This window comes from Enterobacter cloacae complex sp. GYL001 (assembly GCF_049237125.1).
Taxonomy (GTDB): domain Bacteria; phylum Pseudomonadota; class Gammaproteobacteria; order Enterobacterales; family Enterobacteriaceae; genus Enterobacter; species Enterobacter hormaechei_C.
Window position 1 is genome coordinate 15,783 of the sequence record NZ_JBMKGW010000024.1, and the last position, 13,337, is coordinate 29,119.

General features: G+C 52.3%; 11 protein-coding genes. 2 read left to right on the plus strand and 9 right to left on the minus strand.

Annotation, left to right across the window (positions count from 1 at the left end; all coding sequences use genetic code 11):
- The first annotated feature begins 176 nt into the window (after nucleotides 1–176).
- Nucleotides 177–485: a PTS sugar transporter subunit IIB gene (locus tag ACOTWU_RS23535; RefSeq protein ID WP_010425948.1), complete on the plus strand. Its 309-nt coding sequence runs from the start codon at nucleotides 177–179 to the stop codon at nucleotides 483–485.
- Nucleotides 485–802 (plus strand): PTS lactose/cellobiose transporter subunit IIA, encoded by a 318-nt coding sequence (locus tag ACOTWU_RS23540; RefSeq protein WP_003862327.1) that lies wholly within the window; start codon nucleotides 485–487, stop codon nucleotides 800–802. Before ACOTWU_RS23535 ends, ACOTWU_RS23540 begins: the two co-directional genes overlap by 1 nt.
- A 115-nt stretch (nucleotides 803–917) precedes the next feature.
- Here the strand turns inward: ACOTWU_RS23540 and rpoC are convergent, their stop codons facing one another.
- The 9 genes from rpoC to ACOTWU_RS23585 all read right to left on the minus strand — a co-directional run.
- The gene (rpoC, locus tag ACOTWU_RS23545; RefSeq protein ID WP_017384083.1) at nucleotides 918–5,141 is read right to left on the minus strand and encodes a DNA-directed RNA polymerase subunit beta'; all 4,224 of its coding nucleotides are present in this window, start codon (nucleotides 5,139–5,141) and stop codon (nucleotides 918–920) included.
- A 76-nt stretch (nucleotides 5,142–5,217) separates the two neighbouring features.
- Complete coding sequence (gene rpoB, locus ACOTWU_RS23550) at nucleotides 5,218–9,246, minus strand: DNA-directed RNA polymerase subunit beta (RefSeq protein ID WP_008503453.1); 4,029 nt, start codon at nucleotides 9,244–9,246, stop codon at nucleotides 5,218–5,220.
- Nucleotides 9,247–9,565: 319 nt separating this feature from the next.
- Entirely contained in the window at nucleotides 9,566–9,931 is a 366-nt protein-coding gene (gene rplL / locus ACOTWU_RS23555) for a 50S ribosomal protein L7/L12 (RefSeq protein WP_002445276.1), read from the minus strand.
- 66 nt (nucleotides 9,932–9,997) lie between these two features.
- The gene (gene rplJ, locus ACOTWU_RS23560; RefSeq protein ID WP_003862338.1) at nucleotides 9,998–10,495 is read right to left on the minus strand and encodes a 50S ribosomal protein L10; all 498 of its coding nucleotides are present in this window, start codon (nucleotides 10,493–10,495) and stop codon (nucleotides 9,998–10,000) included.
- 289 nt (nucleotides 10,496–10,784) lie between these two features.
- On the minus strand, nucleotides 10,785–11,489 hold the full coding sequence (gene rplA, locus ACOTWU_RS23565; RefSeq protein ID WP_006810530.1) for a 50S ribosomal protein L1: 705 nt from the start codon (nucleotides 11,487–11,489) through the stop codon (nucleotides 10,785–10,787).
- A 3-nt stretch (nucleotides 11,490–11,492) separates the two neighbouring features.
- Nucleotides 11,493–11,921, minus strand: a complete 429-nt coding sequence (gene rplK, locus ACOTWU_RS23570; RefSeq protein ID WP_003862340.1) for a 50S ribosomal protein L11 — start codon at nucleotides 11,919–11,921, stop codon at nucleotides 11,493–11,495.
- Between the two features lie 156 nt (nucleotides 11,922–12,077).
- Entirely contained in the window at nucleotides 12,078–12,623 is a 546-nt protein-coding gene (gene nusG / locus ACOTWU_RS23575; protein ID WP_003862341.1) for a transcription termination/antitermination protein NusG, read from the minus strand.
- Nucleotide 12,624: 1 nt separating this feature from the next.
- The gene (gene secE / locus ACOTWU_RS23580) at nucleotides 12,625–13,008 is read right to left on the minus strand and encodes a preprotein translocase subunit SecE (RefSeq protein WP_001275693.1); all 384 of its coding nucleotides are present in this window, start codon (nucleotides 13,006–13,008) and stop codon (nucleotides 12,625–12,627) included.
- Between the two features lie 227 nt (nucleotides 13,009–13,235).
- Nucleotides 13,236–13,337 (minus strand): translation elongation factor Tu (locus ACOTWU_RS23585; protein ID WP_023167409.1); only part of this gene is annotated, 102 nt, incomplete at its 5' end.

The window sequence follows — 13,337 nt, forward strand, 5'->3', positions numbered from 1 at the left end:
CTTCCTCAAATTCTGCCCGATCTGACGGGCAGAATGCTCTCCGCTGTAAAATTGTAACCGGTTTCAGAAAAATGCCGATTTCTTTGTGATGCCTGACACACAATCGCGGTAAAGCGGTTGTTGAAGCGGTCTGCACGGGATAATTATCAATAAACACATGTAGATCGAGGCTGACTATGAAGAACATCGTTTTATGCTGTGCAGCGGGAATGTCAACCAGCATGCTGGTTCAACGTATGAAAGATGCCGCGCAGAAAAAAGGAGTCGAAGTAACCATTAAAGCCGTTCCGGTCGCGGAGTTTAAAGATAACATCGCGACGGCTGATATCGTATTACTGGGGCCACAGGTTAAATACGAACAGGCAAAACTCCAGGCGCAGGCCGATCCGCTCGGAAAAAAGGTTGCGGTCATCGACATGATGGATTACGGCATGATGAAAGGTGATGCCGTACTGGAAAAAGCGCTCAAACTTCTGGAGTCATAATGGAAGACTTAGAAACCACGATTATGGAACTGCTGGTCAACGCAGGCGCAGCGCGCAGCGCGGCCCTGACGGCGTTACAGATGGCGCGAAAAGGCGACTTTGATGAAGCCGAGAAAGCGATGGAAGAATCGCGTGAATATGTGAAACATGCGCATACGATCCAGACGCAGCTTATCGGTCTTGATGAAGGGACCGGGAAACTTCCGGTTAACCTGATCACCGTTCACTCTCAGGATCACCTGATGAACGCGATGGTTATTCAGGATCTGGCGGGCGATATGATTGAGCTTTATCGACGTATCCCGTTAGTGAACTGAAGACATACAGATGTAAAAAAACCCGCCGAGGCGGGTTTTTTATTGTCGGGTGGCGCTACGCTTACCCGACCTGTGATTCATATGCCCGGTAATTTTACCTACCGGGCATCAACGATTACTCGTTGTCGGAACCGCCCAGACCTGCGTTCAGCAGTTCTGCAAGGCTCGCGGATGCATCTTCGGCAGTCACCTGCGGTGCAGCTGGCAGTTCGCCCGCTGCGCGACGACGCATACGATCCTGGTGGTACGCATAACCGGTACCGGCCGGGATCAGACGACCCACGATAACGTTCTCTTTCAGACCGCGCAGTTCATCACGTTTACCTGCAACAGCCGCTTCGGTCAGGACACGAGTGGTTTCCTGGAACGATGCAGCAGAGATGAAGGACTCGGTTGCCAGAGACGCTTTGGTGATACCCAGCAGATCGCGTGCGAAGGTCGCACCGATTTTGCCGTTCGCTTCCAGATCGCGGTTAGCGATCTTAACGCGTGAGTATTCAACCTGCTCGCCTTCCAGGAAGTCGGAGCTGCCCGCGTTTTCGATGGTTGCTTTACGCAGCATCTGACGAACGATAACTTCAATGTGTTTATCGTTAATCTTAACGCCTTGCAGACGGTATACGTCCTGTACTTCGTTAACAATGTAACGGGTAACAGCATGCACACCACGCAGACGCAGGATATCGTGCGGCGCTTCTGGACCATCGGAAACCACGTCACCACGTTCTACGCGTTCACCTTCGAACACGTTGAGCTGACGCCACTTAGGAATCATCTCTTCGTACGGCTCGCTGCCATCTACTGGCGTGATAACCAGACGGCGCTTACCTTTGGTCTCTTTACCGAAGGAGATGATACCGCTGATTTCAGCCAGGATCGCAGGCTCTTTCGGACGACGTGCTTCGAACAGGTCCGCAACGCGTGGCAGACCACCGGTGATGTCCTTGGTACCGCCGGATTCCTGAGGAATACGCGCCAGGGTGTCACCAGAGCTGATCTGTACGCCATCTTCCAGCTGTACAATCGCTTTACCCGGCAGGAAGTACTGCGCAGGCATATCGGTACCAGGGATCAGAACGTCGTTACCCTGAGCATCAACGATTTTCAGTGCAGGACGCAGATCTTTACCGCCGGTAGTACGTTCAGCAGAATCCAGAACCACCAGAGAAGACAGACCGGTCAGCTCGTCGGTCTGACGAGTAATGGTCTGGCCGTCGATCATGTCAGTGAAGCGGATGAAACCACTTACTTCGGTGATAACCGGCATGGTGTGTGGATCCCAGTTTGCAACGGTTTCACCGCCAGCAACCTGCTCGCCATCACCTTTCGCCATAACCGCACCGTAAGGCACTTTATAGCTCTCTTTGGTACGACCGAATTCGTCGATCAGCTTCAGCTCGGTGTTACGGGAAGTGATAACCAGTTTACCGCTGGAGTTCACAACCGACTTCGCGTTGCTGAGCTTGATGCTACCTTTGTTTTTCACCTGGATGCTGGATTCAGCAGCCGCACGAGATGCCGCACCACCGATGTGGAACGTACGCATCGTCAGCTGTGTACCCGGCTCACCGATGGACTGTGCCGCGATAACGCCGATAGCCTCACCTTTGTTGATGATGTGGCCACGCGCCAGGTCACGACCGTAGCAGTGCGCACACACACCAAAGTCGGTGTCACAGGATACAACGGAACGCACTTTCACGGAGTCAACAGAGTTCGCTTCCAGCAGGTCACACCACTGTTCGTGCAGCAGGGTGTTGCGTGGAACCAGAATGTCTGCGGTGCCCGGCTTCAGAATGTCTTCCGCGGTCACACGACCCAGTACGCGATCGCGCAGCGGCTCTTTAACATCACCACCCTCGATAACCGGGGTCATGGTGATACCTTCGAGGGTGCCACAATCGTCTTCGGTGACGACCAGATCCTGCGCAACGTCAACCAGACGACGCGTCAGGTAACCGGAGTTCGCCGTTTTCAGTGCGGTATCCGCCAGACCTTTACGCGCACCGTGCGTGGAGATGAAGTACTGGAGTACGTTCAGACCTTCACGGAAGTTCGCGGTGATTGGCGTTTCGATGATGGAGCCATCTGGCTTCGCCATCAGACCACGCATACCTGCCAGCTGACGAATCTGTGCCGCAGAACCACGCGCACCGGAGTCGGCCATCATGTAAATGCTGTTGAAGGAGACCTGCTGCTCTTCTACGCCGTCACGGTTAATCACGGTTTCGGTTTGCAGGTTATCCATCATCGCTTTAGATACACGATCGTTCGCCGCAGCCCAGATATCGATAACTTTGTTGTAACGTTCGCCTGCGGTTACCAGACCAGACTGGAACTGCTCCTGGATCTCAGCAACTTCAGCTTCCGCTTCAGAGATGATCTCGTGTTTCTTCTCTGGGATGACCATGTCATCGATACCAACAGATGCACCTGAACGCGCTGCATAAGCAAAGCCGGTGTACATTGTCTGGTCAGCGAAGATTACGGTCGGCTTCAGACCCAGAATGCGGTAACAGGTATTCAGCATTTTGGAGATCGCTTTCTTGCCCAGCGCCTGGTTGACGATGGAGAAAGGCAGACCTTTCGGTACGATCATCCACAGAATGGCACGGCCAACGGTCGTGTCTTTCAGGCTGGTGTGCGCAACGAACTCGCCGTTTTCATCTTTTTCGTATTCGGTGATACGCACTTTAACGCGCGCATGCAGAGAGGCCAGGCCAGCGCGATAAATACGCTCAGCTTCTTTCGGGCCAGTCAGCACCATGCCTTCGCCTTTGGCGTTAACACAGTCACGGGTCATGTAGTACAGACCCAGTACAACGTCCTGAGAAGGAACGATGATAGGTTCACCGTTCGCTGGAGACAGGATGTTGTTGGTAGACATCATCAGCGCACGCGCTTCGAGCTGGGCTTCCAGCGTCAGCGGTACGTGAACAGCCATCTGGTCACCATCGAAGTCGGCGTTATAGGCCGCACAAACCAGCGGGTGCAGCTGGATCGCTTTACCTTCGATCAGGACTGGCTCAAAGGCCTGGATACCCAGACGGTGCAGAGTTGGTGCACGGTTCAGCAGTACCGGGTGTTCGCGGATCACTTCGTCCAGGATATCCCAAACGACAGCTTCTTCACGCTCAACCATTTTCTTCGCGGCTTTGATGGTGGTGGCGAGGCCACGCAGTTCCAGCTTGCCGTAGATGAACGGTTTGAACAGCTCCAGTGCCATCTTCTTCGGCAGACCGCACTGATGCAGACGCAGGTATGGACCTACGGTGATTACAGAACGACCAGAGTAGTCAACACGCTTACCGAGCAGGTTCTGACGGAAACGACCCTGCTTACCTTTGATCATGTCGGCCAAAGATTTCAGAGGACGTTTGTTAGAACCGGTGATCGCACGACCACGACGACCGTTATCTAACAGGGCATCGACTGCTTCCTGAAGCATACGTTTTTCGTTGCGTACGATGATGTCCGGCGCAGCCAGATCCAGCAGACGTTTCAGACGGTTGTTACGGTTGATCACGCGACGGTACAGATCGTTCAGATCCGACGTTGCGAAACGACCACCATCCAGCGGAACCAGCGGACGCAGATCTGGCGGCAGAACCGGCAGAACGGTCAGGATCATCCACTCTGGTTTGTTACCAGACTGAACGAACGCTTCCAGCAGTTTGATACGCTTGGTCAGCTTTTTACGCTTGGTTTCGGAGTTGGTTTCGTTCAGCTCTTCGCGCAGAGTTTCACACTCTTGCTCCAGATCCATGCTCTTCAGCAGGGCCTGGATAGCTTCCGCACCCATCTTCGCGTCAAATTCGTCACCGAACTCTTCCAGCGCGTCCAGATACTGTTCTTCGGTCAGGATCTGGTTACGTTCCAGATTGGTCATCCCGCCTTCGATAACCACATAAGATTCGAAGTACAGAACACGTTCGATATCGCGCAGCGGCATATCCAGCAGCAGACCGATACGGGACGGCAGAGATTTCAGGAACCAGATGTGAGCGGTCGGAGACGCCAGCTCGATGTGGCCCATACGCTCACGGCGTACTTTGGTCTGGGTCACTTCAACGCCGCACTTCTCACAGATCACACCACGGTGTTTCAGGCGCTTGTACTTACCGCACAGGCACTCGTAATCTTTTACTGGCCCGAAAATACGCGCACAGAAAAGGCCGTCACGCTCAGGTTTGAACGTACGGTAGTTAATGGTTTCCGGCTTTTTAACTTCACCGAAAGACCATGAACGGATCATGTCTGGCGAAGCCAGAGCAATTTTGATCGCATCAAACTCTTCGGTTTTAGTTTGCGCTTTCAGAAACTTTAATAAGTCTTTCACGGATTTGCTCCCGTCGGAGTTAGCACACTCTGCTGTCGGGCGTTAACCCGACAGCAGTGACCTGTTTGAGCGAGAATTACTCGTCTTCCAGTTCGATGTTGATACCCAGCGAACGAATCTCTTTCAACAGTACGTTGAAGGATTCTGGCATGCCCGGTTCCATCTGATGGTTGCCGTCTACGATGTTCTTATACATCTTAGTACGACCGTTCACGTCATCAGACTTAACGGTGAGCATTTCCTGCAAGGTGTATGCTGCGCCGTATGCTTCCAGCGCCCACACTTCCATCTCCCCGAAGCGCTGACCACCGAACTGAGCCTTACCACCCAGCGGCTGCTGAGTAACCAGGCTGTAAGAACCGGTAGAACGAGCGTGCATCTTGTCGTCGACCAGGTGGTTCAGTTTCAGCATGTACATGTAACCTACGGTTACCGGACGCTCGAACTGTTCACCGGTACGGCCGTCAAACAGCGTAATCTGGCCAGACGTTGGCAGACCACCCAGTTGCAGCAGCTCTTTAATTTCAGCTTCTTTTGCACCGTCGAATACCGGCGTTGCAATTGGCATACCTTTGCGCAGGTTCTCTGCCAGACGCAGCACTTCTTCATCGCTGAAGGTGTTCAGGTCGACTTTCTGACGAACGTCGGTACCCAGATCGTAGGCACGCTGGATGAACTCGCGCAGTTTCGCGACTTCCTGCTGCTGTTTCAGCATGGCGTTGATCTTATCGCCGATACCTTTCGCAGCCATACCCAGGTGGGTTTCCAGAATCTGACCGATGTTCATACGAGACGGTACGCCCAGTGGGTTCAGTACGATATCTACCGGCGTACCGTTAGCATCGTGCGGCATATCTTCGATCGGGTTGATCTTAGAGATAACACCCTTGTTACCGTGACGACCTGCCATCTTATCACCAGGCTGGATCTGACGTTTAACAGCCAGATACACCTTAACAATCTTCAGCACGCCTGGTGCCAGATCGTCGCCCTGAGTGATTTTGCGGCGTTTCGCTTCGAGTTTTTTCTCGAACTCGTGTTTCAGTTCGTCATACTGCTCAGCCAGCTGTTCCAGCTGATTCTGTTTCTCTTCGTCGGTCAGGCCCAGTTCCAGCCAGCGATCGCGTGGCAGTTTGTCGAGCTTCTCAGCTTCAACGCCACCGGCAACCAGCACCGCATAGATACGGCTGAACAGACCTGCTTCGAGGATTTGCAGTTCTTCAGACAGGTCTTTCTTAGCCTGTTTGAGCTGCATCTCTTCGATTTCCAGCGCACGCTTATCTTTCTCAACGCCGTCACGGGTGAAGACCTGAACGTCGATAACCGTACCGGAAACACCGTTTGGTACGCGCAGAGAAGAGTCTTTAACGTCAGACGCTTTCTCACCGAAGATAGCACGCAGCAGTTTCTCTTCTGGCGTCAGCTGGGTTTCGCCTTTCGGCGTGACCTTACCAACCAGAATGTCACCGCCGGTCACTTCCGCGCCGATGTAAACAATACCGGATTCATCCAGTTTAGAGAGCGCAGCTTCACCCACGTTCGGGATGTCAGCGGTGATCTCTTCTGGCCCCAGCTTGGTGTCACGGGACACACATGCCAGTTCCTGAATGTGGATGGTGGTGAAACGATCTTCCTGAACCACACGCTCGGAGACGAGGATGGAGTCTTCGAAGTTGTAACCGTTCCACGGCATGAACGCTACGCGCATGTTCTGACCGAGCGCCAGTTCACCGAGGTCGGTGGACGGACCGTCTGCCAGCACGTCGCCGCGCTCAACTGGCTCACCCAGAGACACACATGGCATCTGGTTGATACAGGTGTTCTGGTTAGAACGGGTGTATTTGGTCAGGTTGTAGATGTCGATACCCGCTTCGCCCGGATACATCTCGTCTTCGTTAACTTTGATAACGATACGGGATGCGTCAACGTACTGAACGGTACCGCCACGCTTAGCAACTGCTGTAACGCCAGAGTCAACGGCAACAGCACGTTCCATACCGGTACCAACCAGCGGCTTATCAGCACGCAGAGTTGGAACGGCCTGACGTTGCATGTTCGCACCCATCAATGCACGGTTGGCGTCATCGTGTTCCAGGAACGGGATCAGGGACGCACCGACGGATACCACCTGCTGGGTGGATACGTCCATGTAGTCAACCTGATCGCGGCTGAACAAGCTGGATTCGCCTTTGCTACGGCAGGTAACCAGATCTTCTACAAAGTGGCCTTCGTCATCCAGGTTGGAGTTCGCCTGAGCGATAACGTAGTTGCCTTCTTCGATAGCAGACAGGTAATGAATTTCGTCAGTAACAACACCGTCGGTCACTTTACGATACGGGGTCTCGAGGAAACCGTATTCGTTCGTCTGTGCATACACGGACAGGGAGTTGATCAGACCGATGTTTGGACCTTCAGGCGTTTCGATTGGACATACGCGACCATAGTGAGTCGGGTGTACGTCTCGAACTTCAAAGCCTGCGCGTTCACGGGTCAGACCGCCTGGGCCGAGTGCGGAGATACGACGTTTGTGCGTGATCTCAGACAGCGGGTTGTTCTGGTCCATGAACTGAGACAGCTGGCTGGAACCGAAGAACTCTTTCACTGCCGCAGAAATCGGCTTGGCGTTAATCATATCCTGAGGCATCAGGGTATCCAGATCGCCCAGAGACAGACGCTCTTTCACCGCACGCTCTACACGTACCAGGCCAACGCGGAACTGGTTTTCCGCCATTTCGCCTACGGAACGGATACGACGGTTGCCGAGGTGGTCGATATCATCCACTTCGCCTTTACCGTTACGGATATCGATGAGCTTCTTCATCACTTCAATGATGTCGTCTTTGCTCAGGATACCGGAACCTTCGATTTCGTCGCGCAGCAGAGAACGGTTGAACTTCATACGACCAACCGCGGACAGATCGTAGCGGTCTTCGGAGAAGAACAGGTTCTCGAACAGGCTTTCAGCCGCTTCGCGAGTTGGTGGCTCACCAGGACGCATCATGCGGTAGATTTCGACCAGCGCGCTCAGACGATCGTTGGTTGGGTCGACGCGTACAGTCTCAGAGATGTACGGACCGTGATCCAGATCGTTGGTGAACAGCGTTTCGATACGTTTGTGGCCAGCCTGACTCAGCTTAGCCAGCAGATCCAGGCTCAGCTCCATGTTCGCCGGGCAGATCAGCTCGCCAGTTGATTCATCAACGTAATCTTTCGCGGCTACTTTTCCTGCAATGTATTCAACCGGAACTTCGATGTGTTTGATATCATCTTTTTCCAGCTGGCGGATGTGGCGCGCGGTGATACGGCGACCTTTTTCCACATACACTTTGCCGTCGGCTTCGATGTCGAACGACGCGGTCTCACCACGCAGACGTTCCGGCACCAACTCCATCTGCAACTTGTTGTCGCGGATTTCAAAGATCACTTTCTCAAAGAACAGGTCCAGGATCTGCTCAGTGGTATAGTTCAGTGCACGCAGAATGATGGTTGCAGGCAGCTTACGACGACGGTCGATACGGACAAACAGGTTGTCTTTTGGATCGAATTCGAAGTCCAGCCATGAACCACGGTAAGGAATGATGCGTGCGTTATACAGTACTTTACCGGAAGAGTGCGTTTTACCTTTATCGCTGTCGAAGAAGACGCCCGGGCTACGGTGCAGCTGGGAAACGATAACACGCTCAGTACCGTTGATAACGAAAGTACCGTTGTCCGTCATGAGTGGAATTTCACCCATGTAGACTTCTTGTTCTTTAATGTCTTTTACGGTGCCTTCCGGCGCTTCGCGCTCGTAGATCACCAGACGCAGTTTTACGCGCAGCGGTGCGGAATAGGTCACGCCACGGATCTGACATTCCTGAACGTCAAACACCGGTTCGCCAAGGCGGTAGCTGACGTACTGCAGCTCGGAATTACCGCTGTAGCTCTGAATCGGGAACACGGAACGGAAGGCTGCTTCCAGGCCGTACTGCCCTTCAGGATCTTGCTCGATAAACTTCTGGAACGAGTCAAGCTGGATAGAAAGGAGATATGGAATGTCCAGAACTTGTGGACGTTTACCAAAATCCTTACGAATACGTTTTTTCTCGGTATAGGAGTAAACCATAGGGTTCCTCAGCTCGCTGACAAGTCGACCCATCTGTCCGACGAAGGGACAGTTTGTGCAACACCATTTTGTGGACCGGAAAATTGAATACTTTCCGCAATACCTGTTGCTATCACGCTTAAACCATTTCATTGCGATTTACACAGAGCGAGCACCCTGTCGCAGTATATTAAGTCGTCGATAGAAACAAGCATTGTCAGGACAACCAGCAGTCAAACAGTGTGAAATGCTGCTGATGCCTTACAGCGCAAAAAGGCTGGTGACTAAAAAGTCACCAGCCATCAGCCTAATTGCTTAGGCTGCAACCAGAAAAGTTGGCTTATTTAACTTCAACTTCAGCGCCAGCTTCTTCCAGAGATTTTTTCAGTGCTTCTGCGTCGTCTTTGCTCACGCCTTCTTTCAGCGCAGCTGGTGCAGATTCTACCAGGTCTTTAGCTTCTTTCAGACCCAGGCCAGTTGCGCCACGTACTGCTTTGATTACAGCAACTTTGTTCGCGCCAGCAGCTTTCAGAATTACGTCGAATTCAGTTTTTTCTTCAGCAGCTTCAGCCGGGCCCGCAGCTACAGCTACAGCAGCAGCAGCAGAAACACCGAATTTTTCTTCCATTGCAGAAACCAGCTCTACAACGTCCATTACGGACATAGCTGCTACTGCTTCAATGATTTGATCTTTAGTGATAGACATTTAAATTGTTCCTGAAAATCAGAATAAGTTTATACGTAAGCAAATGCTTTATAAAGATAACTGCGATTAAGCAGCTTCTTTCGCATCGCGTACAGCAGCCAGAGTGCGAACCAGTTTGCCAGCCGCAGCTTCTTTCATGGTTGCCATCAGGCGTGCAATTGCTTCTTCGTAGGTCGGCAGGGTTGCCAGGCGATCGATTTGCGATGCCGGGATCAACTCACCTTCAAAGGCTGCAGCTTTGACCTCAAATTTTGCATTCGCTTTCGCGAACTCTTTGAACAGACGAGCAGCAGCGCCCGGGTGTTCCATAGAGTATGCAATCAGGGTCGGACCAACAAACGTGTCTTTCAGGCACTCGAACTGAGTACCTTCAACTACGCGACGCAGCAGGGTGTTACGAACAACACGCATGTATACGCCAGCTTCACGACCTGCTTTACGCAGTTCAGTCATTTTGTCTACAGTAACGCCACGGGAATCCGCAACTACTGCAGACAGCGCGCCTTTGGCTACTTCGCTGACTTCAGCAACAATCGCTTGTTTGTCTTGAAGATTTAAAGCCATTAGCTTTGCTCCTGGATGTTTGCCGGAACTCATGTTCCGGAACTCACTTCACTCGACCCAACGGGAAGAGCGTCTTAATACGGTGAGCAGAAACAAGCCAGAGTATTTAAAATAATCTTAGCGTTCTGTCACCGTCTACGCAGGGGATTAAGTTTCTTGCGAAACACCTGCGGTCTTCGACGGAGGCCTGGATAGGCCAGGCTCCAACGAACAATTCTTTTAGCCGCTAACTTTTGTTAGCAAACGTGGGGGTAAGATTGTAGACAAAATCACCGCCCACGTAAAGGCATTAGTTTGCAGCAGCGCTCAGGCCAGCCTGGTCAACTGCAACACCTGCACCCATGGTGGTGGAGATGCTAACTTTCTTGATGTACACGCCTTTCGCCTGAGTTGGTTTTGCTTTTTTCAGCGCAACCAGCAGAGCTTCCAGGTTTTCTTTCAGTTTGTCAGCGTCAAAGTCCACTTTACCGATGGTGGTGTGGATGATGCCGTTTTTGTCGTTACGGTAACGAACCTGACCTGCTTTAGCGTTCTTAACCGCTTCAGCAACGTTAGGCGTTACAGTACCCACTTTCGGGTTTGGCATCAGGCCGCGTGGACCCAGAACCTGGCCCAGCTGGCCAACAACGCGCATTGCATCTGGAGAAGCAATAACAACGTCAAAGTTCATTTCGCCTTTCTTGATCTGATCAGCCAGATCTTCCATACCTACCAGTTCAGCGCCGGCAGCTTTAGCAGCTTCAGCGTTTGCACCCTGAGCAAATACAGCTACGCGTACGGAACGGCCAGTACCGTGTGGCAGTACAGTTGCGCCACGAACGTTCTGATCGGATTTACGAGCGTCGATGCCCAGGTTAACGGCAACGTCAACGCTTTCAACGAACTTAGCAGTTGCCAGTTCTTTCAGCAGAGCGATAGCTTCGTTGATGTCGTACTGTTTGGTCGCATCAACTTTGTCACGGATCACGGACATGCGCTTGGTCAGTTTAGCCATTTCTTAGTCCTCCACTACCAGGCCCATGGAACGTGCAGTACCTTCGATGGAGCGAGTCATCGCTTCAATGTCGGAACCAGTCATGTCGGCAGCTTTGGTCTGCGCGATTTCCTGCAACTGAGCGCGGGAAATTTTACCCACTTTGTCTTTGTTCGGCTTACCGGAACCAGACTTGATGCCCGCTGCTTTCTTCAGCAGAACTGCTGCTGGAGGGGTTTTGGTAACGAAAGTGAAAGAACGGTCAGCGTAAACAGTGATTACAACTGGGATTGGCAGACCTTTTTCCATGGATTCAGTTTTGGCGTTGAACGCTTTACAGAATTCCATGATGTTCACACCCTGCTGACCCAGAGCTGGACCAACTGGTGGACTTGGGTTCGCCATACCTGCTGCAACCTGCAGCTTGACGTAGGCTTGTACTTTCTTAGCCATTCTAAAATCCTCTGATTGGGTAATAACGCCTCGGAGAGGCTCCCCGTGAATAAAATTCGTTTTACGGGTCGGGACCCATAAAAACAAAAGGCGCGAAATTATATTCCAATCTCGCGCCCTGTGCAACGATTAAATCGTCGCTTTTTTGATCGCTGCTTAGGCTTTTTCTACCTGAGCAAAGTCCAGCTCTACCGGGGTCGCACGACCAAAGATAGAAACGGAAACTTTCAGGCGGGACTTCTCGTAGTCCACTTCTTCGACGACGCCATTGAAGTCAGCAAACGGACCGTCGTTAACACGAACCATCTCACCCGGTTCAAACAGCGTTTTCGGACGCGGTTTATCACCAACCTGCTGGAGGCGGTTCATAATCGCATCAACTTCTTTGTCGCTGATTGGCGCCGGACGGTCAGATGTGCCGCCGATAAAGCCCATCACGCGTGGTACGCTGCGCACCAGGTGCCAGCTCGCGTCGTTCATCACCATCTGAACCAGCACGTAACCCGGGAAGAATTTACGCTCGCTTTTGCGACGTTGGCCGCCACGGATCTCAACCACTTCTTCGGTCGGAACCATAACTTCGCCAAATAACTCTTCCATATTGTGTAATTTGATATGCTCACGCAGCGACGTAGCTACGCGGCCTTCAAAACCGGAAAACGCCTGAACGACGTACCAGCGCTTTTTAGGGGCTTCAGACATCTCAGAACCTCAGGCCAGTGATAAAGGATACCAGGCGAACCAGAATACCATCCAGTCCCCACAGGATCAGTGACATTACAGCGGTTACCGCCGCTACAATCAGCGTGGTGTGCAATGTTTCCTGGCGAGTCGGCCAAATGACCTTGCGGACTTCGGTACGCGCTTCGCGGGCAAACGCAACGGTCGCTTTGCCTTTCGTCGTCAACAGCGCGACACCACCCGCCGCAGCAATCAGAATTACCACTGCAAGCGCGCGTAGCGGCAGCATCATGTCACGATAAAGATAGTTGCCGACAATCGCCACAATCAGCAGCACGGCTACAACTATCCATTTCATCGCTTCCAGGCCGCGCCCGCTCCCTTGAGCTTCGGTATTCGCACTCATAAACCAACCTGTCAGAAGTATTCTACAAACATTTTCACCCCGCGTGTGCGAGGCAAACCAATCGAAATGCTATTCGCTTTTCGTATTATACGCTCTCCGCAGAGCCTGTCTCAGCAATGATTATGACAAAATTAATCACTGATGAGCCAGGTTCTGATGTGAAAGCGTGCAAAAAGGGCATCAAATGATGCCCTTTTATTGCGCATTGCGTCAAATGTTATCAGCGATTAGCCGAGAACTTTAGCAACAACGCCCGCGCCAACGGTACGGCCGCCTTCACGGATTGCGAAACGCAGACCGTCGTCCATCGCGATTGGGTGGATCAGCGT

Coding starts and splice junctions, on each gene's coding strand:
- rplA (WP_006810530.1), bottom strand. CDS start 11,489: ATGGCTAAACTGACCAAGCGCATGTCCGTGATCCGTGACAAAGTTGAT.
- rplL (WP_002445276.1), bottom strand. CDS start 9,931: ATGTCTATCACTAAAGATCAAATCATTGAAGCAGTAGCAGCTATGTCC.
- secE (WP_001275693.1), bottom strand. CDS start 13,008: ATGAGTGCGAATACCGAAGCTCAAGGGAGCGGGCGCGGCCTGGAAGCG.
- rplJ (WP_003862338.1), bottom strand. CDS start 10,495: ATGGCTTTAAATCTTCAAGACAAACAAGCGATTGTTGCTGAAGTCAGC.
- ACOTWU_RS23535 (WP_010425948.1), top strand. CDS start 177: ATGAAGAACATCGTTTTATGCTGTGCAGCGGGAATGTCAACCAGCATG.
- rplK (WP_003862340.1), bottom strand. CDS start 11,921: ATGGCTAAGAAAGTACAAGCCTACGTCAAGCTGCAGGTTGCAGCAGGT.
- nusG (WP_003862341.1), bottom strand. CDS start 12,623: ATGTCTGAAGCCCCTAAAAAGCGCTGGTACGTCGTTCAGGCGTTTTCC.
- ACOTWU_RS23540 (WP_003862327.1), top strand. CDS start 485: ATGGAAGACTTAGAAACCACGATTATGGAACTGCTGGTCAACGCAGGC.
- rpoB (WP_008503453.1), bottom strand. CDS start 9,246: ATGGTTTACTCCTATACCGAGAAAAAACGTATTCGTAAGGATTTTGGT.